This is a genomic window from Streptomyces sp. NPDC054047 (assembly GCF_055585065.1).
On record NZ_JBVJKV010000003.1, the window covers coordinates 239292 to 262205 of the forward strand.

Annotated in this window: 24 protein-coding genes; 12 read left to right on the top strand and 12 right to left on the bottom strand. The window is 71.8% G+C overall.

Translation table 11 applies throughout. The features are described 5' to 3' along the window. Positions 1–31: 31 nt before the first annotated feature. A complete protein-coding gene (locus ACZ6ZP_RS12815) occupies positions 32–277 on the top strand; it encodes a DUF6479 family protein (protein WP_351157346.1) in 246 nt (81 codons plus the stop codon). A 32-nt stretch (positions 278–309) separates the two neighbouring features. Here ACZ6ZP_RS12815 and ACZ6ZP_RS12820 read toward each other — a convergent pair whose 3' ends face one another. The 8 genes from ACZ6ZP_RS12820 to ACZ6ZP_RS12855 form a co-directional block, all read right to left on the bottom strand. Beyond that, positions 310–936, bottom strand: a complete 627-nt coding sequence (locus tag ACZ6ZP_RS12820; protein WP_351157344.1) for an HhH-GDP family DNA glycosylase — start codon at positions 934–936, stop codon at positions 310–312. Positions 937–952: 16 nt separating this feature from the next. Further along, the gene (locus ACZ6ZP_RS12825) at positions 953–1219 is read right to left on the bottom strand and encodes a hypothetical protein (RefSeq protein ID WP_361473234.1); all 267 of its coding nucleotides are present in this window, start codon (positions 1217–1219) and stop codon (positions 953–955) included. 84 nt (positions 1220–1303) lie between these two features. Then, complete coding sequence (locus tag ACZ6ZP_RS12830) at positions 1304–2854, bottom strand: FAD-dependent oxidoreductase (RefSeq protein ID WP_469406727.1); 1551 nt, start codon at positions 2852–2854, stop codon at positions 1304–1306. Positions 2855–3060: 206 nt separating this feature from the next. Further along, on the bottom strand, positions 3061–5148 hold the full coding sequence (locus ACZ6ZP_RS12835; protein ID WP_469406728.1) for an RICIN domain-containing protein: 2088 nt from the start codon (positions 5146–5148) through the stop codon (positions 3061–3063). Positions 5149–5182: 34 nt separating this feature from the next. Beyond that, a complete protein-coding gene (locus tag ACZ6ZP_RS12840) occupies positions 5183–7249 on the bottom strand; it encodes a beta-galactosidase (RefSeq protein ID WP_469406729.1) in 2067 nt (688 codons plus the stop codon). A gap of 90 nt (positions 7250–7339) precedes the next feature. Continuing rightward, positions 7340–8677 carry an ABC transporter substrate-binding protein gene (locus ACZ6ZP_RS12845; RefSeq protein ID WP_383816414.1) on the bottom strand — a complete coding sequence of 446 codons (1338 nt, stop codon included), beginning with the start codon at positions 8675–8677 and terminating at the stop codon, positions 7340–7342. Positions 8678–8743: 66 nt separating this feature from the next. Further along, the gene (locus tag ACZ6ZP_RS12850; RefSeq protein WP_351157331.1) at positions 8744–9712 is read right to left on the bottom strand and encodes a carbohydrate ABC transporter permease; all 969 of its coding nucleotides are present in this window, start codon (positions 9710–9712) and stop codon (positions 8744–8746) included. Between the two features lie 4 nt (positions 9713–9716). After that, entirely contained in the window at positions 9717–10643 is a 927-nt protein-coding gene (locus tag ACZ6ZP_RS12855; RefSeq protein ID WP_351157329.1) for a carbohydrate ABC transporter permease, read from the bottom strand. Between the two features lie 334 nt (positions 10644–10977). Here ACZ6ZP_RS12855 and ACZ6ZP_RS12860 point away from each other — a divergent pair, with 334 nt between their 5' ends. The 7 genes from ACZ6ZP_RS12860 to ACZ6ZP_RS12890 all read left to right on the top strand — a co-directional run bounded on the left by ACZ6ZP_RS12860 (position 10978) and on the right by ACZ6ZP_RS12890 (position 18089). Further along, complete coding sequence (locus ACZ6ZP_RS12860; RefSeq protein ID WP_383816418.1) at positions 10978–11967, top strand: LacI family DNA-binding transcriptional regulator; 990 nt, start codon at positions 10978–10980, stop codon at positions 11965–11967. Between the two features lie 99 nt (positions 11968–12066). Then, the gene (locus tag ACZ6ZP_RS12865; protein ID WP_351157327.1) at positions 12067–13584 is read left to right on the top strand and encodes an SDR family oxidoreductase; all 1518 of its coding nucleotides are present in this window, start codon (positions 12067–12069) and stop codon (positions 13582–13584) included. A 73-nt stretch (positions 13585–13657) separates the two neighbouring features. Next, positions 13658–14242: a sigma-70 family RNA polymerase sigma factor gene (locus ACZ6ZP_RS12870; protein WP_351157325.1), complete on the top strand. Its 585-nt coding sequence runs from the start codon at positions 13658–13660 to the stop codon at positions 14240–14242. Next, positions 14239–14994: an anti-sigma factor gene (locus tag ACZ6ZP_RS12875; protein WP_351157322.1), complete on the top strand. Its 756-nt coding sequence runs from the start codon at positions 14239–14241 to the stop codon at positions 14992–14994. Before ACZ6ZP_RS12870 ends, ACZ6ZP_RS12875 begins: the two co-directional genes overlap by 4 nt. A 13-nt stretch (positions 14995–15007) precedes the next feature. Further along, positions 15008–16366: a cryptochrome/photolyase family protein gene (locus ACZ6ZP_RS12880; RefSeq protein ID WP_469406730.1), complete on the top strand. Its 1359-nt coding sequence runs from the start codon at positions 15008–15010 to the stop codon at positions 16364–16366. A gap of 306 nt (positions 16367–16672) precedes the next feature. After that, on the top strand, positions 16673–17311 hold the full coding sequence (locus ACZ6ZP_RS12885) for a fasciclin domain-containing protein (protein WP_351158009.1): 639 nt from the start codon (positions 16673–16675) through the stop codon (positions 17309–17311). Positions 17312–17513: 202 nt separating this feature from the next. Then, positions 17514–18089 carry a rhodanese-like domain-containing protein gene (locus tag ACZ6ZP_RS12890; protein ID WP_351157318.1) on the top strand — a complete coding sequence of 192 codons (576 nt, stop codon included), beginning with the start codon at positions 17514–17516 and terminating at the stop codon, positions 18087–18089. A gap of 45 nt (positions 18090–18134) precedes the next feature. Here the strand turns inward: ACZ6ZP_RS12890 and ACZ6ZP_RS12895 are convergent, their stop codons facing one another. From ACZ6ZP_RS12895 to ACZ6ZP_RS12910, 4 genes are all read right to left on the bottom strand, one after another. Beyond that, the gene (locus tag ACZ6ZP_RS12895; protein ID WP_469406731.1) at positions 18135–18719 is read right to left on the bottom strand and encodes an alkaline shock response membrane anchor protein AmaP; all 585 of its coding nucleotides are present in this window, start codon (positions 18717–18719) and stop codon (positions 18135–18137) included. Beyond that, entirely contained in the window at positions 18719–19702 is a 984-nt protein-coding gene (locus ACZ6ZP_RS12900) for a DUF6286 domain-containing Asp23/Gls24 family envelope stress response protein (RefSeq protein WP_469406732.1), read from the bottom strand. The genes ACZ6ZP_RS12895 and ACZ6ZP_RS12900 overlap by 1 nt, the downstream gene beginning before the upstream one ends. Further along, positions 19699–19884: a hypothetical protein gene (locus ACZ6ZP_RS12905; protein WP_351157312.1), complete on the bottom strand. Its 186-nt coding sequence runs from the start codon at positions 19882–19884 to the stop codon at positions 19699–19701. The genes ACZ6ZP_RS12900 and ACZ6ZP_RS12905 overlap by 4 nt, the downstream gene beginning before the upstream one ends. A 68-nt stretch (positions 19885–19952) precedes the next feature. Beyond that, positions 19953–20474: an Asp23/Gls24 family envelope stress response protein gene (locus ACZ6ZP_RS12910; protein WP_469406734.1), complete on the bottom strand. Its 522-nt coding sequence runs from the start codon at positions 20472–20474 to the stop codon at positions 19953–19955. Between the two features lie 226 nt (positions 20475–20700). Between ACZ6ZP_RS12910 and ACZ6ZP_RS12915 the strand changes: the two genes are divergently transcribed. The 4 genes from ACZ6ZP_RS12915 (at position 20701) to ACZ6ZP_RS12930 (ending at position 22889) form a co-directional block, all read left to right on the top strand. Further along, positions 20701–21288: an RNA polymerase sigma factor gene (locus ACZ6ZP_RS12915; RefSeq protein WP_351157308.1), complete on the top strand. Its 588-nt coding sequence runs from the start codon at positions 20701–20703 to the stop codon at positions 21286–21288. After that, positions 21279–21941: an Asp23/Gls24 family envelope stress response protein gene (locus ACZ6ZP_RS12920; protein ID WP_469406736.1), complete on the top strand. Its 663-nt coding sequence runs from the start codon at positions 21279–21281 to the stop codon at positions 21939–21941. The genes ACZ6ZP_RS12915 and ACZ6ZP_RS12920 overlap by 10 nt, the downstream gene beginning before the upstream one ends. Continuing rightward, positions 21938–22285: an Asp23/Gls24 family envelope stress response protein gene (locus tag ACZ6ZP_RS12925; protein WP_361473271.1), complete on the top strand. Its 348-nt coding sequence runs from the start codon at positions 21938–21940 to the stop codon at positions 22283–22285. The genes ACZ6ZP_RS12920 and ACZ6ZP_RS12925 overlap by 4 nt, the downstream gene beginning before the upstream one ends. 100 nt (positions 22286–22385) lie before the next feature. Continuing rightward, positions 22386–22889, top strand: a complete 504-nt coding sequence (locus ACZ6ZP_RS12930) for an SRPBCC family protein (protein WP_351157302.1) — start codon at positions 22386–22388, stop codon at positions 22887–22889. Positions 22890–22914: the final 25 nt, after the last annotated feature.

The window sequence follows — 22914 nt, forward strand, 5'->3', positions numbered from 1 at the left end:
GGTCTCGCCGTGGATCGGGTACATGACCTGTATGCACACTCACAGCCACACCGTTCTGGCCGTCGAGGGCGGCGGTTCCCTGATCTTCATCATCGTCGGGATCGCCGTCGTCGTCGGCCTGCTCACCATGTTCGTCAGCGGACGGCGCCGCGCCGCCCGCGGCACCGAGCCCACCAAACCCGCCCAGGGCGCCGAGCCCGCCAGCGGCGAAGCCCAGCGCGGCACCACCTGGCAGACCCCCGACGACGACCCCGACCAGGGACACCCCCACCCCTGACCTGCCCACCCCTGACCTGCCGGGGCTGAACCTCAGGAGGAGCCGGAGGAGCCGAGGGCGGCCCGGACGAGCGCCGCGGCCGTCACGCCCGGCTTCTCGTCGCCCGCGAGCCGCAGCAGCGCGGACGTGTCCCGGGGCAGGCCCAGGCGCTCGGCCCCCTGAAGGACCTTGGCGTCGAAGCAGGGCCCGTACTCGGTCCATACGTCCTGCACCTCGCGCAGGAAGATGTCCGCGCCGACGGGGCCGAGGCCCGGCACCTTCCGCAGCAGCCGCTTCAGGGCCGCGGCATCCCCGTCGGCCTTCTCACGGACCTTGCGCAGGTCCCCGCCCCACTCGTCGAGCACCAGATGGGCGCCGTCGCCGAGCTGGGTCGCGGTCCGTTCGTCGTAGCGCCGGTAGCCGCCGCGTCCCAGGGCGTCGACCCGCTGCTGCCAGGTGGCGTCGGCCATCTGCCGCGGACCGCGCATCCCGGCCTCGTACAGCGCACGGGTGCTCGCCACCGCGACGGAGGCCCTGATCCGGGCGCTGAGCAGGCAGGACAGCACCAGCGTGCGGTAGAGCGGCTGGGGAGTGTCCGTCAGCCGGATGCCCGCCTCCGCCGCGTACGTCTGTCCCGACGTCGTGAGCAGTTCTCGCATCACAGCCTGCTGGCCTGCCATGTCGTCCCTTCCTGTTTCAGTGGTCCCGGTGGCGGTGGTGCAGGGCCGAGAAGACGGCCAGGGCCAGGAGGGCCAGGACCGCGAAGAGGAGCGCGAGGACCGCCAGCGCCCAGGGGCTGGGCGGGTCGCCGCCGAGGGAACGGATCGCCCACACCCCGAAGAGCACGGCCAGGGCCAGGAAGAGCGGCATGTAGAGGTGGGTGAGCAGGTGGCCCAGGCGACGCGCGCGGTGCGTGTGCGACGGGGGCTCGCCGACGTGACGGCCGGGGCGTTCGCCTTCCATGGCTACCTCCAGCAGCTGAGGGCACAGGCTGCCGTTGGTCCTTGTCACGCTCCAGGATAGTCCCGCCGCCGCGCCCTTCCGGGATCACGCCGGGGGGTCAGGGGTCTCGCGGGGTTCCAGGGGGTGCGTGGCGGGGCCGTGCAGGACCGAGCCGTCCGTCGCGAAGCGTGAGCCGTGGCAGGGGCACTCCCAGACCCGTTCCGCGTCGTTGAACTGCACCAGGCAGCCCAGATGGGTGCAGCGCGCGGAGAGCGCGGTGGCGTGCCCGCTCTCGTCGCGGTAGACCGCGCACCGCTTGCCGTGCAGGCGTACGACGGCTCCGCTGCCCGGCGGGATGTCGGTCAGCGAGTCGACGTGGCTGGTGTGCAGCCGGTCGCCGACGAAGTGCTTCGCCGCGGACGCCTGGTAGGAGGCGATCTGGCCCGCGTCGCGGATCGGGGGCAGGCGGCGCGGGTCGTACAGGTCGGTCCAGGCGGGCCGGGGCCCTCCGGCGATATGCGCGGTGAGCAGGCGGGCGGCCATCACGCCGTTGCTCATGCCCCAGCCGCCGAAGCCGGTGGCGACGAAGACGTGCTGGGTGCCGGGGTGGGCGTGGCCCACGTAGGGCAGGTGGTCGGCGGAGTCGTTGTCCTGGGCGGCCCAGCGGTAGGCGCTGTCCGCCTCGGCGAAGTGCGGCAGGTGCTCGCGTGCCCAGGAGTCGAGCCGGTCGAACCGTTCGCGCACGCCGCCCGCGCCCGGCTCGAACGACTCCCCGGTGACGACGAGCAGCCGTCGCCCCGCGTCGTAGGGGGCGCTGCGCAGGGAGCGGGTCCCGTGCTCCGGCGTGATGTACATGCCCGTAAGCGCCGTGTCCGACGGGACGGGCGCCGCGATCACCAGCTCCCTGCGGGGTTTGATGCGGGTGAAGAGCAGGGTGCGGTCGAAGACCGGGTAGTGCGTGGCGACGACCGCGTCGCGCGTCCGGATCGTGGCGCCGGACTCGGTGGTCAGGCGGCACCGGGCGCCGTCGTGCAGGCCGGTGACCCGGGTGCGCTCGAAGATGCGGCCCCCGGCGCGGGTGATGTTCTCGGCCAGGGCCAGCAGGAACTTGCGCGGATGGAACTGCAGCTGGCCGTCGACGCGTACGCCACCGGCGATGTCGAAGGGCAGTTCCGTCTCGGTCACGAACGAGGCGTCGAGCCCGGCCCGGCGCGCCGCCGCTGCCTCCTGCTTCACCTCGTCGACGCGTCCGGGGTCCTGTACGTAGGTGACGGCGGGGGCCTGCTCCAGGTCCGCGTCGATGCCGAGTTCCGTGCAGAGGGCGGCGGTCCGCTCGACCGCCTCCTGCTGCGAGAGCGCGTAGAGGCGGGCGTCGTCGGCGCCGTGTTTCGCCTCGATGCCGGCATAGACGAGGCCGTGCGCGGCGGTCAGTTTGGCCGTGGTGTAGCCGCTGACGCCCGCGGCGATCCGGTCCGCCTCCAGGACGACGACGTCGAGGCCGGCGCGGACCAGGTCCCAGGCGGTGCAGAGCCCGGCGATGCCACCGCCGACGACGGCGACCTCCGCCGTCAGATCGGTGTCGGGGGTGGGATACCCGGTACCGGGCGTGGTCGCCATCCAGTACGACTCGTCAACCGTCTCGCGTTGCGGGGTCATGTCTTCTCCTGATGGACCGATGGGGCACCACGGCGAAGCCTCGGTACGTGGTCAGCACGGCGCTGGTGCAGCCGGGTACCCCCCGCGAGGCCGTTTCTCCCATCACCATCGGACAAGGGCCTTCGCCCAGCCTCGCGGAGACGGCGGCGAGCCACACACCGCAGGGGGCCCGACGGGTGAATCGGACCCCCTGCGGTGTGGCACGGCTATCCGCGCTGCGAGCCGGCCGCGCGGGCCGTCACATCGGTCACCTTCCAGCGCTGGTTGGCTCCGGAGTTCGGTGTCCACGTCGTGACGGCGGCTCCGTCGTGCGTGGCCTGGCCGCCGACCTCCAGGAGCCTGCCCGTGGCCGCGTTGACCAGGGTCCACGTGCCGTCACCGGTCGTGGACATGATCCACTGGACGGCCTTGTCGCGGGGCCCTGTGTCGGGTTCGGCCACCGGGGCGCCGTCCCGGACGGCCAGCCGCTTCTCTCCCGCCGGGTCGGTGAACACGTACCGCCGCTGGTTGCCGGTGTCACCGCTGATCTGCCGCAGCCGCCACCGCTGCCCGTCCGTGTCCGCCGCGGGCTTGATGACCAGGCCGGTGCCGTCGTCGGCGACGGTGAGGTCCTTGCCGCTCTGGGCGCCGGTCAGCTCGTACGTGTGGTTCTTCCGCAGCAGGGCGGCGTCCTTCGCGACGCCCGAGACTCCCTCGACGAGGAACGAGGTCACCGACTGGGCGGGCACCGTGAAGGTGGCCTTCTTGCCGCTGACGTCGAGGGCGGCGTGCCGTTCGAGCTTGCCGTCGGCGCTGGTCACCACGGGGGTGACGGTGGCTCTGCCGCTCACCTGGCCGAACTTGGACAGGTCGACGGTGACCGCGCGCTCCTCGGTCGTGCTGTTGACGTGGACGACCGTCGCCCCGTTGCCCTTCTGGGTCACCGCGGCGGCGCTGGAGGTGTCGTCGACCTTGACGAGGCGGTCGCCGGGCTTGATGAAGTGGGTGAAGTTGCGGGCCGTGTCGAACTTGGTGTTCGTCCGGATGGGGCAGGTCTCCAGGGTGTCCTTGGAGGTGCAGCTGAACGGCAGCTGGATGCTGCCCCAGTTGCCGCCCTTGGCGGACTCGCCGCCGGGCTTCATGTTGTCGTAGTCCTCCACCGGCTGCCAGAACACCCAGGCCTTGGGCTCCAGTTCCCGCAGGTCGTCGACCATCCGCTGGGCCATGCCGAGGCCCGGGCGCATGTCGTCGAAGTCCTGCCCGTCGCCCCAGTCGCCCTCGACCTCGCTCATCCACAGCGGCTTGTCCGCCGCCTTGGCCAGGTCGCGCACGCTGGTGCGTCCGTCGGTGCCGTAGGTGTGGACGTTCATCTGGCCGACGGCGTCCCGCACCTCCCGCGGGTAGGTGTTCCAGTTGCGCGTGAAGGTGGTGGGGTTGGTCTCGTCCATCGCGGCGATCTCCGCGCCGGTCGTGGACTTCTCGAGCGCCGGGTCGAGCGCGCCGATCACCTTCTGCTGGAGCTCGGGGCCGATGTGGGCGCCTTCCTGGCGGCCCCCGACCGGTTCGCCGTCCGCTCCCAGGCGGGTGCCCCAGTAGTTCGTGTTGGGTTCGTTGAACGGGTCGAGGGTGTCGACCTTGATGCCGTGGGCCTTCTCCAGGCGCTGGGTCGCGCCCACCAGGTAGGAGGCGAAATCGTCGACGGACTCCGTCTTGAGCTGGTCGGTGCTCGCGTCGAAGCCGCCCGAGACGTAGCCGCTCTCGGTCATGAACCAGGGCGGAGAGTTGCTGAACGTCTCCCAGTGGTCGACGTCGTCCTTGATCCGGTCGACCCACCAGCGTTGGGTGGCGTCCGCCTTCGGGTTCCAGTCCGCCGGGTCGGTGGCGCTCCACCAGTCGGTGTCCTCGCGGGTGGTGCCCGCCGGGGCCTTCCACCAGCCGTCGACCGCGCCGCCGGGGCGCAGGTAGTCCTTGACGTCGGGGGCGTTGCCGCCGCCGATGTTGTAGCGGGCGATGTTCAGGGCGAGCCCGTCGTCGCCGAACAGGAGCCGGGCCAGCTTCTCGCGTATCTCCTTGGGGTAGTCGCCGGTGGCGTTGGCGAACCAGACCAGGCTCGTGCCCCAGCCCTCGAACTTCTCGTGCTGGTAGGAGGGGTCGGGCCGGACGGTGACGGCCGCGGACGCCGCGGCGGCCGACTGCGGCGGGGCGGTGAGCAGGGCGGCCCCGGTTGCCAGGGCGGTGATGCCGACGATGCCGAGGAGTCGTCTCGTACGGGGACGACTTGTGCGCGTGCGACGCGTGCGGGTACGAGGTGCCAACGTGTGCTCCCTACGTAGGTGCGCTTCGGTGGTGTCAGGGGTTGGTCGATCGCAGGTTGGTCGTTCGCAGGACCGCGACGTCCCTGGGCGGCAGGACGAGACCGCCGTCCGCGGCATCCGGGGACCCGCCGATCAGGACGTCACCGGTCAGTCCGGGCAGCGGCACGGTGTCGTCCGTCCGGTTGACCAGGAACAGGTAGCGGCTGTCGGCGTCCCGGCGTACGGCCAGCTCGACGCGTCCGCGCGCGGGGGCGGGCAGTTCGCTGCCGACTCCGGCCGCGGCGAGGAGCCGCGGCAGCAGGGCGGCGAGGCCGTCCGTGCCGAGCCGGGTGGAGACGTACGCCGCCGAACCCCGCCCGGCCGCACGGCGGGTGACGGCCGGACGCTCGGCGTACGCACCGGTGCGGTACCGGGCGAGGACCTCCACCTCCGGCCCCGTGACGGTGATCCGGTCGCTCCACACCGTGCCCGTGGTGGCGTTGTCCAGCTCGACCGTGTCATCGGCCGGCAGCGGCCCGAACTCCTCGACGCGGATGCCGAGCAGGTCGCGCAGTGCTCCTGGATAGCCGCCGAGCCAGATGTGGTCGTTCTCGTCGACGATGCCGGAGAAGTAGGTCGTGATCAGATGGCCGCCGCCCTCGGCATAGCGCGTGAGGTCCTTGGCCAGCGCCTCGGGGACCACGTGCAGCACGGGCGCGATCAGGACGTCGTACGGGGCGAGTTCGGTCCGCCTGGTCACGACGTCGGCGCGGACGCCGAGGGCCAGGAGCGCGGAGTACCAGTCCAGGGCCTCCTGGTGGTAGTCGAGGAGGGAGGTGGGGTGGGAGTCCTGCTCGCTTGCCCACCACGAATCCCAGTCGAACAGGACGGCCACGCGCGCCGGTTCGCGCTCGGTCCCCGCGACGGGCGCGAGCGCCTTCAGGGTCTGCCCCAGGCCGGTCACCGCGCGGAACAGCTCACTGTCGGCTCCGGCGTGCGGCACCATCGCCGAGTGGTACTTCTCGGCGCCGGCCGCCGACTGGCGCCACTGGAAGAAGCACACGGCGTCGGCGCCGTGCGCGACGTGCAGCAGGGAGTCGCGGGCCAGGTCGCCCTCGCGCTTGGCCAGGTTGACCGGCTGCCAGTTGACGGCGCTGGTGGAGTGCTCCATGAGGAACCACGGGCGGTGGCCCGCGATGGAGCTGGTGAGGTTGGCGGAGAAGGACAGCTCGTCCCGGGCCTGCGGCCCCGGCACCACGTAGTGGTCGTTCGAGACGAAGTCGATCTCACCCGCCCAGTCGGCGTAGTCCATGCCCTTGGTGCCGCCCATCACCATGAAGTTCGTGGTGATGGGCACCTGCGGGGTCAGCTCGCGCAGGACGTCGCGCTCCGCCCGCAGGTACTCCTTCAGCGCGTCCGAGGAGAAGCGCTTGAAGTCCAGCTGCTGGGTGGGGTTCGGGTGCGAAGCCGCGAGCCGAGGGGGCAGGATCTGTTGCCAGTCGCTGTAGCGCTGCGCCCAAAAGGCCGTGCCCCAGGCGTGGTTGAGGCCGTCGAGGGTGGTGTAGCGGGCGCGCAGCCAGTCGCGGAAGGCGCGGGCCGCGTCGTCGGAGTAGTCGTAGATGTTGTGGCAGCCCAGCTCGTTCGACACGTGCCAGGCCACCAGGGCCGGGTGCTCGGCATAGCGCCCGGCCATCGCGCGCACCAGGCGCAGCGCGTGCTCGCGGAAAACGGGCGAGGTCGGCCTCCAGTGCTGGCGCGCCCCCGGCCACACCGTCTCACCGGACGCGGTCACCGGAAGGATCTCCGGGTGCGCCGCGGTGAGCCAGGGCGGCGGGGACGCGGTGGCGGTGGCCAGGTCGACCCCGATGCCGCCCGCGTGCAGCAGGTCCATGACCTCGTCGAGCCATGCGAAGTCCCAGGTGTCCCGGTCCGGTTGGATGCGGGCCCAGGAGAAGATCCCCACGGAGACGATGTTCACGCCGGCCTCGCGCATCAGCCGGACGTCCTCCTCCCAGACCGCGCGCGGCCACTGTTCGGGGTTGTAGTCGGCGCCGTACACGAGCCGGGGTGTGGCGTCACCGTCCGGTCCGCGCAGCAGCCGGGACGGGAGGGTGGGGGGCATGGTGGTCCTTCCGGGGAGTGTTGCTCGGGGGTGCAAGGGAGTGGTCGGGGGTGCTGGGGACGTACCAGGAAGTGCGGTCGTGGCGCCGCGTCACTTCTGGACGCTGAAGCCCTGCTCGGAGCCGTACTTCACGGAGGCGTCCTGCCAGGACTTCAGGCCCTTGGACAGGGGAGTGCCGGAGACGTAGGCCTTGCCCGCTGTGTCGTTGAAGACCGAGTTGGCGTACACCTGGTAGGGCAGGTACTTCCAGTCGTCGGCGACGTTCGCCGCGGACTCGGCGAAGACCTTGTTGGCCTTCTGGCCGCCGAAGTAGGGGAACTCGGTGTCCTGGAACGCCTTGGACTTCAGGTCCTTGGTGGTCGCCGGGAAGGCGCCCTCCGAGATGCGGGTCTGCACGCCCTTGCCGGAGTTGGCGTATTCGACGAAGGCGTACGCCAGTTCCTTGTTCTTGCCGAGCTCCGGCAGGGCCAGCGAGCTGCCGCCGTTCTCGGCGCTGGCCTTGGCGCCCGCGGTCCACTGCGGCAGCGGCGCCGCGCGCCAGTCGCCGGAGGCCTCCTTCACGCCGGAGGCGAAGTTGGCGGGCATCCAGGCGCCGGTGGGCAGGGTCGCGACGGTGCCGTCGCCGAAGGCCTTGTACCACTCGTCGGTCCACGGGTTGATCGACGCGACGAGCTTCTCGTCGATGAGCTTCTGCCAGGTCTCGGTGTAGGCGCGGGCGCCCTTGTCGGAGAAGTCGATGCCCACCTTGGTGCCGTCGACCTTGTAGGGGCGTGAACCGGCCTGCCACAGGAGGCTGGTGGTCAGGCCCGCGTCTCCGGTGTCGCTGGCGATGTACGCCTTCGGGTCGGCCTTGTGCAGCTTGCGGGCGGCCTGGAGGTACTCGTCCCAGGTCGTCGGCACCTTGATCTTGTGCTTGTCGAAGACCTTCTTGTTGTAGAAGAGGGCCATGGGGCCGGAGTCCATCGGCAGGGCGTAGACGCCGTCACCGGACTTCACCGCGTTCCACGGGCCCGGCGAGTAGGAGTCGGCGAGCTTGTCCGCGCCGAAGGGGGTGAGGTCGGTGACGGACTTCGTCAGGGCGTACTGGCTCAGCGCGTAGTACTCGACCTGCGCGACGTCGGGGACGCCCTTCTTCGCCGAGATGGCGTTCTGGAGGGCGGTGTACTGGTCCTTGTTCGTGCCGGCGTTCACCAACTCGACGTCGACGCGGGGGTGTTCCTTCTCGAAGTCGGTGACGACCTTGTCGAGGGTGGGCTCCCATGCCCACACCTTGACCTTGCCGCCCTTCTTCAGGGCCGCCTCGATGTCCGCGGCCGAGACCTGCTTCTGGCCGGAGTCGTCGTCGGAGCCGCCGCAGGCGGTCGCCCCCAGGGCGAGGGCGCAGACGAGACCTATGCCGCGCAGCAGGCGGCGGGTGTTCTTGGGCATGGCGATGCTTCCACTTCTCCGTGGTCCTACAAGGGGGTGGAACAGGGGTCGACTGGCGTGCGGGAGTTACTCCTTGACGCTTCCGGCGGCCAGCCCCGACTGCCAGTACTTCTGAAGCAGCAGGAACGCGGCGATCAGCGGCAGGACGGTGATGAGCGAACCGGTGATCACCAGGTGGAAGACGGGGTCGCCGCCCGCGGTCGCGGCCTGGGCGTTCCAGCTGTCCAGGCCCAGGGTCAGCGGGTACCAGTCCGGGTCCTTGAGCATGATCAGCGGCAGGAAGTAGTTGTTCCAGGTCGCGACCATCGTGAACAGCAGGACGGTCACGGTTCCCGGCGCGAGCAGGGGCAGGGCGACCTGGAAGAAGGTGCGCAGCTCGCTGGCCCCGTCGATGCGGGCCGCCTCCATCAGCTCGGTGGGGATGGCCTCGGTGGCGAAGACCCACATCAGATAGAGGCCGAAGGGCGAGATGAGCGAGGGGATGAGGACGGCCCAGGGGGTGTCGGTCAGGCCCATCTTGCTGAACATCAGGAAGGTGGGCACCGCGAGGGCCGTACCGGGCACGGCGACGGCACCGATGACGACGGCGAAGACGGCGCGCTTGCCGAGGAAGTCGAACTTCGCGAGCGCGTAGCCGCCGAGGACCGCGAGGAAGGTGGCGCCCCCGGCCCCGACCACCACGTACAGCAGGGTGTTGAGGAACCAGCGGGTGAAGACGCCGTCGTTGTACGTGAACGTGGCGCTGATGTTGTCCCACAGGGCGAAGTCCCCGCCGAACCACAGGCCGAACGAACCGGCGAGCCCCTCCTGGGTCTTGGTGGCGCTGATCACCAGCCACAGCAGCGGTACCAGGCTGTAGAGCAGGACGAGGCTCGTGAGCACGGTGAGCAGGACGCTGCGCCGGGGCCGGCCCGCGGTGTGCCGGCGGGACGTGCGGACCCGCGGTGTGCGCAGCCGGGGCGCGGCGCCCGGGGCGCGGGCGGGGGCGGGAACGGTGGGGGAGACGGTGGTGACGGGGCTGCTGGGTCCGGTCATCGGGTCACGCTCCCTTGCGCATGCCGCGCAGCTGGACGACGTACGCGATGACCATGGTGATCAGGCCCATGACGATGGCGACCGTCGCGGAGTAGTTCTGCTGCTGGCCGGAGAAGGACAGCGAGTACGTGTAGAGGTTCGGGGTGTAGTCGGTGGTGATGGCGTTGGGCGCGAGGTTCTGCAGGATGCTCGGCTCGTTGAACAGCTGGAAGCTGCCGATGATCGAGAAGATCGTCGCGATGACCAGGGCGCCGCGGATCGCGGGGAGTTTGATGGCCGTGATGACGCGGAGCTGACCGGCACCGTCGATCTCCGCAGCCTCGTAGAGGGAGTGCGGGATGACGCGGAGCGCCGAGTAGAAGATCAGCATGTTGTAGCCCACGAACTCCCAGGTGACGATGTTGCCGATCGACGCGAGGACCAGCGAGGGCGAGAGCGGGTCGGGCAGCGAGACGCCCAGGGCGTCGTTGATGTCGCCCACGAGCCCGAACCGGGTGCCGTACATGAAGCCCCACATCAGCGAGGCCACCACGGCGGGTACGGCGTAGGGCAGGAAGACCGAGATCCGGAAGAAGTCCTTGCCGTACAGGCGGCCGCTGTCCAGCGCGAGGGCCACGAGCAGCGCGATGCCCAGCATGATCGGGACCTGGACCGCCAGGAACAGCGAGACCCGGCCCAGGCCCGCCCAGAACTGGCTGTCGGTCAGGGCCTGTTCGTAGTTGTCGAGGCCCACGAACGTGGTGCCGCCGATGAGTTGGTCACGGAAGAGGCTGAGGTAGACCGAGTAGGCGAGGGGCGCCAGGAAGACCAGGGCGAAGACCGCCACGAAGGGGCCGATGAAACCCCAGCCCGTCCAGGAACGGCGGTTCCGTGGAGAGGGGGGTGGAGCGGGACGCCGCGCCGCGGCCCCCTCTAGGTGAAGCGTCGTCATGTTCTTCCTCGCTCGTCCATCTCGGAGCCGGCGTCACGTGCCGCGATGTTTGCGTAAACATCGCGGTGTGACAAGGGCCTGAGCCAGGCGCCGCTGAGTGTTATGTTTACGTAAACATTCGGTGGCGGAATGTCTACACCGCCCCGATGGCGACGGTCAAGGGTCGCTGGAGAAGACTGAGTTGGACGCGGCGGGCGAGACGGTGGGAGCAAGGGAGACAGTGGAAGCAACGGACAGCACCCCGGTGAGCGGCACTCCGGCGAGCGGCGCCCCGGGGGAACGCACGGCAGAACGCACGGCGGAACGGGCCGGGCGCCGCGGGCACAGTGCGTCCATGGCCGACGTGGCCCGGCTCGCCGGCGTGTCCTCGCAGACCGTCTCCCGCGTCTCCAACGGGTACTCGGGCGTCACGGAGGAGACCCGCATGCAGGTGCTCGGCGCCATGAAGGAACTCGGCTACCGGCCCAACAGCGCGGCCCGCGCCCTCAAACGCGGCGAGTTCCGCACCATCGGCCTGATCACCTTCACCCTCTCCACCACGGGCAACGTACGCACCATCGACGCGATCGCCACCTCCGCGGCGCAGGAGGGGTACGCCGTCACCCTGCTCCCCGTCGCCGTCCCCACCCAGGACGAGGTGCGCGGCGCCTTCTCGCGGCTCGGGGAGCTCGCCGTCGACGCCGTCATCGTCATCATGGAGAAGCACCTGCTCGACGCGGCGGCCCTCTCCCTGCCTCCCCATGTCCAGGTCGTCGTGGCCGACTCGGACGCGGGGGACCGCTACACCGTGGTCGACACCGACCAGGCGGGCGGCACCCGCGACGCCGTCAGGCACCTGCTCGACCTCGGCCACCGGACCGTGTGGCACCTCGCGGGACCCGAGGACTCGTACGCCGCGCAACGCCGCGCCGACGCCTGGCGAGCGACGCTGGAGGAGGCCGGACGCGTCCCGCCACCGCTCGTGCGCGGCGACTGGTCGGCGGAGTCCGGCTACCGGGCCGGGCTCGGCATCGCCGAACGGGCGGACTGCACGGCGGTGTTCGCCGCCAACGACCAGATGGCCCTCGGCCTGCTGCGCGCCCTGCACGAACGCGGCCGCGAGGTGCCCGCCGACGTCAGCGTCATCGGCTTCGACGACATCCCCGAGTCCGGCTCCTTCCAGCCGCCCCTGACCACCGTCCACCAGGACTTCGCCGAAGTGGGGCGCCGCTGCGTCGAGGGCGTCCTGCGCCAGATGCGGCAGAGCACGCCGGAGCGCGGCACCACGCTGGTGCCCACGAGGCTCGTCCAGCGCCGGAGCACCGCACCGCCGCCTGCGCTCTGATCGCCCTGACAGCCCTGACCGCGCGCGAGAGGCCGTCCCCGGGAGATGGTGGAGCCGAGGACTGGCGGGACGTGACGTGACTTGAGGCCGGAGGTGCCCATGGACAGCGGCGAAGGTGCGCAGGGGCTGCGCTGCCTGGTGACCGGGGCGACCGGTTACATCGGGGGGCGCCTCGTCCCCGAGCTGCTCGACGCCGGGCACCAGGTGCGGTGCCTGGCCCGCTCGCCCGAGAAGCTGCGCGACTACCCCTGGGCCGGGCGGGCCGACGTGGTGCGGGGCGACGCGTCCGACGCCGAGTCGGTCGGCGCGGCCATGCGGGACATCGACGTCGCGTACTACCTCATCCACGCGCTCGGCACCGGATCCGGCTTCGAGAAGACGGACCGCACCTCGGCCCGGATCTTCGCCGAGCAGGCCCGCGCCGCCGGCGTGCGGCGCATCGTGTACCTGGGCGGGCTCACCCCCGAGGGCGTACCGGAACAGGAGCTGTCGCCGCACCTGCGCTCACGGGCCGAAGTGGGCCGCATCCTCCTGGAGTCCGGCGTACCGACCACCATGCTCCGCGCCGCCGTCATCATCGGCTCCGGCTCAGCGTCCTTCGAGATGCTGCGCTACCTCACCGAGCGCCTGCCCGTCATGGTCACGCCGAGCTGGGTGCGCACCCGGATCCAGCCGATCGCCGTGCGCGACGTCCTGCGCTACCTCGTGGGCAGCGCCACCATGCCCGACGAGGTCAGCCGCGCCTTCGACATCGGCGGCCCGGACGTCGTCACCTACCGCGACATGATGCGCCAGTACGCCATCGTGGCGAAGCTGCCCCACCGCCTCATCGTGCCCGTCCCCATGCTGACCCCGCGCCTCTCCAGCCACTGGGTCGGCCTGATCACCCCCGTACCGGCCTCCATCGCCCGGCCCCTCGCCGAGTCGCTGCGCTATGAAGTCGTCTGCCACGAGCACGACATCGCCGACCACGTCCCCGACGCACCCGGCGTCCCGATCAGCTTCGACAAGGCGCTCGCCCTGGCCCTCGAACGCGTGAAGGAGGCCAAGGTCAGCACCCGGTGGTCGTCAGCCTCCGTGCCCGGCGCCCCCAGCGACCCGCTGCCCACCGACCCCGACTGGGCGGGCGGCAGCCTCTACACCGACCGGCGCGAACAGACCGTGGCCGCCTCGCCCGAAGCCCTGTGGCGCGTGGTCGAAGGCGTCGGCGGGGACAACGGCTGGTACTCCTTCCCGCTGGCCTGGGCGGTGCGCGGCTGGCTCGACCGGCTCGTCGGCGGGGTCGGCCTGCGGCGGGGCCGCCGCGACGCCGAGCGGCTGCGGGTGGGCGACTCGCTGGACTTCTGGCGCGTCGAGGAGATCGAACCGGGGCGGCTGCTGAGGCTGCGGGCCGAGATGCGACTGCCGGGTCTCGCCTGGCTGGAGATGTACGCGGAACAGGACGACAAGGGCCGCACCCGCTACCGGCAGCGGGCGCTGTTCCATCCGCACGGCCTGCTGGGGCACGCATACTGGTGGAGCGTCTCGCCGTTCCACGCGCTCGTCTTCGGCGGCATGGCCCGCAACATCACACGGACGGCCGAACAGCGCACCGCGGGAACCACGCGGAAATCGTGACCCACGGCCAATCCGGCGACGCACCGGCTCCGAATCACCTGTGAAGGCGACCAGCGTCCAGGAGGATCACCGGGTGAACGAAGTGGTGCACATCAGCGGGGCCCCCTCCGCGGGCCCCGATCTGGCCGAGCTGCTGAGCCGGGTGGCCCGCGGCGACCAGCAGGCGTTCGCCTCGCTGTACGACGCGGTCAGCTCCCCCGTCCTGGGCCTGGTGCGCACGGTGCTGCGCGATCCGGCCCAGTCCGAGGAGGTCGCCCAGGAGGTGCTCGTGGAGGTGTGGCGCACCGCCGCGCGCTACCGCCAGGAGCGGGGAAGCGTCATGAACTGGGTCCTGACGATGGCGCACCGCAGGGCGGTGGACCGCGTGCGGTCCGTACAGGCGTCGGCCGAGCGCGACCACAAGGCGGCGCTGCTCGAACGCACACCGGCCTTCGACGAGGTGAGCGAACAGGTGGAGAACCGCTTGGAGCGCGAGCAGGTGCGCCGCTGCCTGCGCAACCTGACCGAACTGCAGAGACAGTCGGTCACCCTGGCCTACTACCGCGGGCTGACCTACCGGGAGGTCGGAGAGCTGCTCTCCGTGCCCCTGGGGACGGTCAAGACCCGGCTGCGGGACGGCCTGATCCGGCTGCGCGACTGCCTGGGGGTGAGCGCATGAGCACCGCCGATCTGCACACGATGACGGGCGCGTACGTCCTGCACGCCCTCTCGGACGAGGAGCGCACGGACTTCGAGCGGCACCTGGAGGCGTGCGAGGCCTGCGCCCAGGAGGTGCGCGAACTGGCCGCCACGGCAGGACGTCTTGCCCGCGCCGTGTCGGTCGCCCCTCCGCCGGCCATGAAGGCCGAGGTGCTGCGGCAGATCGCCACGGTCCGCCAACTGCCCCCGCATACGCCCGCACCGGGGAGGACCACCGGCGGGACGGGCCGTGGACGGCAGCTGTCCCGCTTCGCCCTCGCCGCCTGCCTGGCGGTCGCCGCGGGGTTCGGCGGGATCGCCGTGTGGCAGCACCAGCGGGCCGAGGACGCGGGCGAGCGTACGCAGCAGGCGCAGCGCCAGGCCGAGCAGCTGGCCCAGGTGCTCGCCGCGCCGGACGCCAAGGCGTCCACCGCCCGGCTCGCCGACGGTGCGACCGGCACGGTCGTGGTGGCCAAGAGCCTGGACCAGGCCGCCTTCGTGGCGGCCAAGATGCCCCGGCCGCCGTCCGGCAAGGTCTATCAACTGTGGTTCAACGACGACGGGACGATGCGCTCGGCCGGTCTGATGGATCCGGCGCGCGGCACCGAAGCGGTGCTGCTCGACGGCCCGGTGGACCAGGCGTCCGGCATCGGCATCACCGTGGAGCCGACGGGCGGCTCCGAGGAGCCGACGTCCGACCCGGTGGCCCTGATGAACTTCCCCACGGCATGAGGAGCCGCAGCAAGTGACTGTCTCGATCGTTCTGTTCACCTCCGACCTGCGCCTGCACGACAATCCGGCGCTGCGGGCCGCCCTGCGCGAAGCGGACCGGATCGTGCCGCTGTTCGTGTACGACGACGGGCTGCGGGCCACGGGCTTCGCCGTGCCCAACCGCGGTGCCTTCCTCGCCGACTGCCTGGCGGATCTGGACACGGGCCTGCGCAAGCGCGGCGGTCGCCTCGTGGTCCGCAGTGGAGACGTCGTCGACCAGGTCCGGAGGGTGGCTTCGGAGACCGGGGCGGAGCGGGTGCACGTCGCGGCCGGGGTGAGCCGGTACGCGACGCGGCGCGAGGAGCGGCTGCGGGACGCGCTGGACGGCTCCGGCTGCCGCCTGGTCGTGCACGACGCGGTCGTGACGGCCGTCGCCCCGGGCGAGCTGCTCCCGTCCGGGAAGGACCACTACGCCGTGTTCACCCCGTACTTCCGGCGCTGGACGGCGGAGGGCGTACGAGATGTCCTGGCCGCACCGCGCACGGTGCAGGTCGCCGACGTGGCGTCGGACCCGGTGCGGCCGCGCGCGGAGATCACCGGAGTCTCGCCGGGACTCGACGCCGGGGGCGAGAACGCCGGGCGCAAGCGGCTGCGGGCCTGGCTGTCCGGCGACATCGCGGGGTACGAGGACGGCCAGGACGACATCGCCGCCGATGCTACCTCGCGCCTCTCGCCCCACCTCCACTTCGGCACCCTCTCGGCGACCGAAGTCGTCCACGAGGCCACCCGTGAGGGCTCACCGGGGGCGCAGGCCTTCATCCGGCAGCTGGCCTGGCGCGACTTCCACCACCAGGTCCTCGCGGCCCGCCCGGACGCGGCCGCCCAGGACTACCGCTCGCGCGGCGACCGGTGGCGCACCAACAAGAAGGAGACCGCCGCCTGGCTCGACGGGCGCACCGGCTACCCCTTCGTGGACGCGGCGATGCGGCAGCTGCGCCACGAGGGCTGGATGCACAACCGCGGGCGCATGGTGGTGGCGAGCTTCCTCACCAAGACCCTCTACGTGGACTGGCGGGTGGGCGCCCGGCACTTCCTGAGCCTCCTGGTGGACGGCGACGTCGCCAACAACCAGATGAACTGGCAGTGGGCGGCGGGCACCGGGACCGACACCCGGCCCAACCGGGTCCTCAATCCCGTGATCCAGGGCAAGCGCTTCGACCCGGGCGGCAGCTACGTACGCCGCTGGCTGCCCGAACTCGCCGCGGTCCCGGACCGGTTCGTCCACGAGCCGTGGAAGCTCCCGGACGCGGACCGGGCGGACATCGACTACCCCGACCCGATCGTCGAACTGGCCGAGGGCCGCGCCCGCTTCGAGCAGGCCCGCGGCGCCTGACCACGGCAGGGGCGCCTGAAGGGCACCGGCACGCCTGCCCGGCGCAGGGGCGGGTGTGCCCGATCGGGTGAATGTGGTCCGAGACCAATCCCCGGCCCGCCCGGTGACGAATTCCCTGTGTGAGCGAAGAACGGAAGACGTGGGGACGGTGCGCACGGTCGGTGCGCCCGGCGCTCGGTGCCGAAGGCCCCGGGGCCGCTTCCGCCGACGCGACCGGCCGGTACCCGGCGGCGGCCCCCGTGCCCTGATGCCGCCTGCTTCCGGCCACCCCCATGCCTGCAACGACGCAAGGAGAAGACCATGTCCATGTACTCCACCCGAATTCGCCGCACCGCGGTCGCCGTCGCCGCCGCCGCGATGCTGCCGATCGCCCTGACGGCGTGCTCGGACAGCGGCGACAAGGACACCAAGGCCGCGGACGCCACGCCCAGCGCGAAGCAGTCCGAGGCGGACGACGCCATGACCGCGGACGAGCCGTTCGGACCGGCCTGTTCGTCGGTCCCCAAGAGCGGCTCGGGCTCCTTCGACGGGATGGCGAAGGACCCGGTCGCCACCGCCGCGTCGAACAACCCGGAGCTGTCCACCCTCGTCACCGCGGTGAAGAAGGCCGGTCTTGTCGACACCCTGAACAACGCGAAGGACGTCACGGTGTTCGCGCCGACCAACGACGCCTTCGCGAAGATCCCGAAGGCCGACCTGGACAAGGTCCTCAACGACAAGGCCATGCTCACCAAGATCCTTACGTACCACGTGGTGGGCCAGAAGCTGACGCCGCAGCAGCTGGAGAACGGTTCCTACGAGACGTTGGAGAAGAGCAAGCTCACCACCGCGGGCTCCGGCACGGAGTACAAGGTCAACGACACGTCGAAGGTGGTCTGCGGCAACGTCCCGACGGCCAACGCCACGGTCTACATCGTCGACACCGTCCTGATGCCGAAGAGCTGACGGTCACCGCCGGAAGCCTCCGCAGCCCCGTCCGGGGGCTGCGGAGGCTTCCGGCGGTCTGGGCTCTGTGGTCCGCGCGGTCGGTGCGGTCGGTGTCGTGTGTGTGGTCGGTGTGGTCCGTGCGTGATCGGGAACCCGGCCCTGGCCCGTGCGCACCCTGCCGGGGTGAGAGCCTTGGCGCAACGAAAGGACGGCCCCCCACATGACTCCCCCCACCGATCTGGCCCCCACCGATCTGTCCCCCGCGCAGGCGGCGGCCCACCTGGGCGACTACACCGTCGTCGACGTCCGCACCCCCGGCGAGTACGCATCCGGGCACCTCCCCGGAGCCCACAACATCCCCGTGGACCAGCTGAACACGGCGCTGCCCGAGCTCAAGGCCGCCGCCGCCCGCGGTGTGCTCCTGATGGTCTGCGCCTCCGGCGTCCGCTCCGCCACCGCGTGCGCCGAGCTGGCCGCCGCCGACATCCCCGCGGCCATCCTCGTCGGCGGCACCACCGCCTGGGCCGCGCAGGGCCACCCGCTCCAGCCCTCCGAAGGCGCACCGACGGCCTGGGCGATGGATCGCCAGGTCCGTCTTGCCGCCGGGTCCCTCGTCGTCCTCGGTCTCGCCGCCGGAACCCGCTTCCGGCCCGCGCGCTGGCTGGCCGCCGGTGTCGGCGCGGGCCTGGTCTTCTCGGCCGTCACCGACACCTGCGGCATGGCGGCGGTCCTCGCCCGGCTTCCCCACAACCGCCCTCGCGCCACGGACCTCCGCACCACGCTGGAAGCCCTGTAGCCGAGGCCTGACGGCCAATGCCCTGTACGTCAAGCCCTGGAGTCGTCAGTGGATGCGGCGCGCTCGGTGCGGGCGGGTCGTGAGGCGCACCTCCGCCTCCAGGGAGCGGGGCGCTGCCGCCGCCCGTGCCTCGGCGACGGTGTCCCGGGCGAGCTCGCGCAGCACCGCTTCCGGTGCGGCGTCGGGGTCCAGGACCAGCGTGATGCGGGCCCGCAGCCGCCGCGGCCGTCCGAGCAGGCGCACGTGGGCGCGGGCCACGCCGTCCACGGCCCGCGCGCGTTCGGCCATCACGGAGGCCAGCGCCGTGGCGGAGAGAGTGACGCCGGGCTGCCCGAGCGGGAGTTCGCGCAGCCGTCCGGTGCGGATCTGGGCGGCGGCCCAGCAGAGGAACAGGACGGCGCCGACGGCCAGCGCGGTGATCACGACGGGCGTCCACCAGCCGTGCTCGCGCCAGCGGTCCAGCAGCTCTTGATCCAGCCACACCCGGTCGTCGCCGACGCGGGGCAGGCCCGAGGGCAGCCGATCGCGCACGGGAGCGGCCGCGGTGGCCAGCGCGGCTCCCGCGGTCAGGAGAACGGCCGCCACGCAGAACAGAGTCGAGCGGTTGGCGCCGCCGCGGAGCCGGCTCATCAGGGGGTGCTCCGTTCCGCCGCGGCGGGCCCGCTCCCGGGCCCGCTCCCTGACTCGATCCCGGGCCCGGGGGCACGCCAGGCCGGTTCGGTCTTCAACCGGACCCGCAGCCGCAGCGGTCTGGCGAGGCCGAGCCCCGCGGTCGCCCCCTCTGCGGCCTCGGTCACCGCCCGCCGTGCGCCGTTCAGCTCACCGAACTGCAACCCCGCGCGCACCCGTGCGGTACGGCGGCCGACCCGGACCCGGACCCGGCCCACCCCGGGCACGTCGGTCACGGCGTCCCGCAGGAACACCGCGACCGCCCTGCGCTCCAGGACCGCGCGCACCCCCGGCAGCGGCGGCCTCATCGGCAGACCGCTGCGGCGCCCCGGCGTGACGGCCACGACCAGCAGCCACACGCCGAGCGCGAACACGGCGAGCGCCGCGAGGGCGCCCGAGGTCGTGGGGTCCGGGCCGTGCGTGGAGAGCCACTCCAGCGTCTCCACCCGCCACCGCGCGGGAGCGCGATCGGCCGCGTGCACGGACACCACGTCGAACAGCAGCACCGCGCAGGCAGCGGCGGCGGCGAGGGCGAACACCGCGACAGGAAGGCGGCGTTGGGACCACGGGCGGTGCGCGCGGGCCGGGGCCGCCCCCGCGGAATCGGAGGCGGCCACCGGCGGCGCCGGCTGCCCGGCGGACCGCTCCCGGCGGGACAGACGCCGGACGCGGATCCGTGCCGAGGGCACGGTGAGGCCGGTGAGCCGGGCGGTGCGCTCGGCGACGTGCGAGCGCACGCTCTCGCCCGCCTCGTCGAGGACGGCCGGATAGGGCAGGCTCACGGTGACGCCCACCTGGGCCCGCCGGCCGCGTACGGTCGCCGATCCCCGGCTGACCTCGACCGCGCCGGGTGCCAGGGCCTCGGTCGCGGCGCGCTCGGCGATGCGGCGCACCGCGCGGTCCGCGACCGTGGTCGTACCGCGCTCCGCGGCGGGCGTGGTCATCGGCGCTCCCGGTCACGCCCGCCGAGGAAGGCACGCACATCCGTGCCCTCGTCCACGAGCCGTCCCAGGACGAAGCCGACCGCGCCGAGCGCGGCGACCAGCAGGAACGCGCCGAAGCCGCCGAACCATCCGGCGAATCCCAGGGCCATGCCCGCCAACAGACCGACCAGAGCTGTGCTCACCACTCACCTCACACCACAGAAAAGGGACGTCTCGCACGACCGGAAGGTGGCCCGCGTGGGGCTGGGCGCTACTCGACGCGCGTCTCGCCGCCGGAGTCCCCGCTGTCGTCGTCGGGCAGGTGGACGTCGTTGACGGCGACGTTCACCTCGACCACCTCGAGGCCGGTGATGCGCTCCACCGCCGAGATGACGTTCTCGCGCACGTCGTGGGCGACGTCCGTGATGGGCACGCCGTACTCGACGACGATGTCGAGGTCGATCGCCGTCTGCCGCTCGCCGACCTCGACCTTCACTCCGCGGCCGACATTGGGGCGCCCGCCGGGGACACGGTCGCGTACGGCGCCGATGGTGCGGGACAGGCCGCCGCCCATGTCGTACACGCCGGGAATCTCGCGGGTCGCCATTCCGGCGATCTTCACGACCACGACATCGGCGATGGACGTCTTGCCCCGCGTCGCAGCGGGCTCGGTCGCGCCCGTGCCGCCGGTGACGGTGGTGGCTCCCAGGGTGCTCTTCTGGGACCCGCCGGTGAGGTTCTTCTCGGTGCTGCCTGATACGGCAGTGTTCGACGTGAGGTCCTGCGTCGCCATGGTGGCATCTCCTAGTCGTCGTCAGGGATTTCTCGGTGACTGTGCTGCCGGTGCCGGACCGTGTGAAGGCTTGTTCCGGCTCTTCTCCTGCTCCGACCCGGGTGCCGTATGTCTGTTACGCGCCTCGCGGGAATTTCTTCCGGCGGCATGTAGCGTTCTTGGGCCGCGTAACGCGGAGTGCCTTTCGTGTGTCGTAGGAGCACGACCGAAGTGAGAGGAGCCGCGTGTGCCGGGCGACCGGGGCGGAACACCCGAGGAAGCGGACGCTTCGTCGAGACGTGAGGACGGACTGCTCGCGGTGCGGGCGGCCGAGGGTGACGAGGAGGCCTTCGAGGCGCTCGTGCACCGCCACGCCCCCATGGCGCTGCGGCTGGCCACGCGCCTGCTCGGCAGCCGTCCGGAGGCGGAGGACGCCGTGCAGGACTCCTTCGTCAGCGCCTGGCGCAAGCTGCCGGAGTTCCGCGGAGACGCCCAGTTCGGTACGTGGATCTACCGCATCGTCACCAACCGCTGCCTGAACCTCCTGCGTACGCGGCGGCCGGTGGTGGCGCTGGACAGCCTGCCCGAGCCGTCCGCGCCGGAGCACGAGGTCTCGCCCGCGCGGGCGGCCGAGGGGCACGCCGCCGTGGCGGACCTGGCGCGGGCTATGGAAGGGCTCTCGCCGGAGCAGCGGGTGTGCTGGGTGCTGCGTGAGCTGGACGGCGCACCCTACGAGTCCATCGCCGAGACGGTCGGTATCAGTCCGGAGGCGGTCCGCGGCCGGGTCTTCAGGGCGCGGCGCTATCTGACGGAGGCGATGGCGGCATGGCGATGAACGGGGAATCCGTACCGGACGACGAGCGGGAGGCGGGCTTCGGAGTGCTGCCTGAGGACGAACTGCTGCCCTGCGGGCGCGCGTTGTCACACGTGTGGGAACAGGGGGAGGCGGGCGTGCCCGACCCCCATGCCGACAGCTGCCCGCACTGCCTGCAGGCCCTGGACGCCTTGCGGCACCTGGAGGGGATCGTCACACAGACGCGCGACACGGCGCCCCGGGAGCCGGACACCTCCGCGCTCACCGGCCGTGTCATGGACGTGGTGCGCCTGGAGCTGCGGCCGGGCCGGACGCTGCCGCTGGGCGACGAGGACGAGGACGCGTGGATCGTGGAGGCCGCCGCGGCCCGCACGGTGCGGGCGGCGGCCGAGTCGCTGCCGGGAGTGCGCGCGGGCAGTTGCCGCATCGATCCGCTGGAGGACGAGGCGTCCCCGGCGCCTGCGGGGCGCCTGGCACGAGGGCCGGTCAGGGTCCGCGTCGATGTCCAGGTCCCGCTCGCGTGGCACCTGCCGGAGGTCGCCGACCGGGTGCGGGACCGGGTCCTGGACGCGGCGGACGGTGAGCTGGGCATGCGGATCGCGGCCGTCGACGTGACGATCACCGATGTCATCGACGACGACAGTGACGACAGTGAGGAAGGGCGGCAGCGGTGAGCGATCGAGACGTTTCCCGCGTACTGGCGGACGCCGTCATAGAGGCGGTCCTCGACACCCCGGGGGTGGCCTTCCTGCGGCCGGGGCTCGCGGATCTGCTGCGTACTTCGGCCTTGCTCAGACGAGGACTTCCCAGTACTCCGGCGGGTTCCGCCGGTGTGCAGGTGCGGCGGCCGAAGGACACCCAGGGCTGGAGCGTGGAGGTGTTCGTCGTCCTGCACCGGGGGCGGCGGGCCCTGGACGTGACGCGCGAGGTGCGCGCGGCAACGGCGAAGGCCTTCGAGCGGGTGACCGGGGAGCAGACCGCGCCCGGCATCGCCGTCACGGTCACCGGGCTGGTCTGAGGCGCCCTGTCGGTGGCGTGCACGGCAATCTGGGGCGGGGGAGGGGGCTGACATTCAAGCTACTGGTGAGTAAGGTCGCGGGTCGAGGATCGGAGTGGTCATGACCCGCACGTTCACAGTGTCCCGCAGCATCCTGGTCCAAGCGTCACCGCAGTCGGTGTACGAGCAGGTCAGCAGGCCCGATCTGATGGGGCGGTGGAGCCCCGAGAACCTGGGGGCGACCGTGCCCGGGGGCGAGGTGCCCGCCCACGTCGGCCTGGCCTTCGACGGGCACAACAAGCGCGGCCCGTTCCGCTGGACCACGCGCTGCACGGTGACCAAGGCCGAGCCGGGCCTGCGCTTCGCCTTCCGCGTGCACGCGATCGGGCTCAAGCGCCCCCGGCTGCGCGCCCCGATCGCCACCTGGGAGTACCGGTTCGAGGACAGCGACGGTGCCACCAAGGTGACCGAGACCTGGACGGACGACCGGCGCTCGTGGCCCACCTTCGTGGCCAACGCCTTCGACCGTCTTGCCACGGGCGGCAAGACCTTCGCGGTCTTTCAGGTCGGCAACATCGACCGGACGCTGAAGAACCTCAAACGGGAGCTGGAGACGGCCCGCTGAGCCCGGCGGCGCGCCGCCCCCTAGA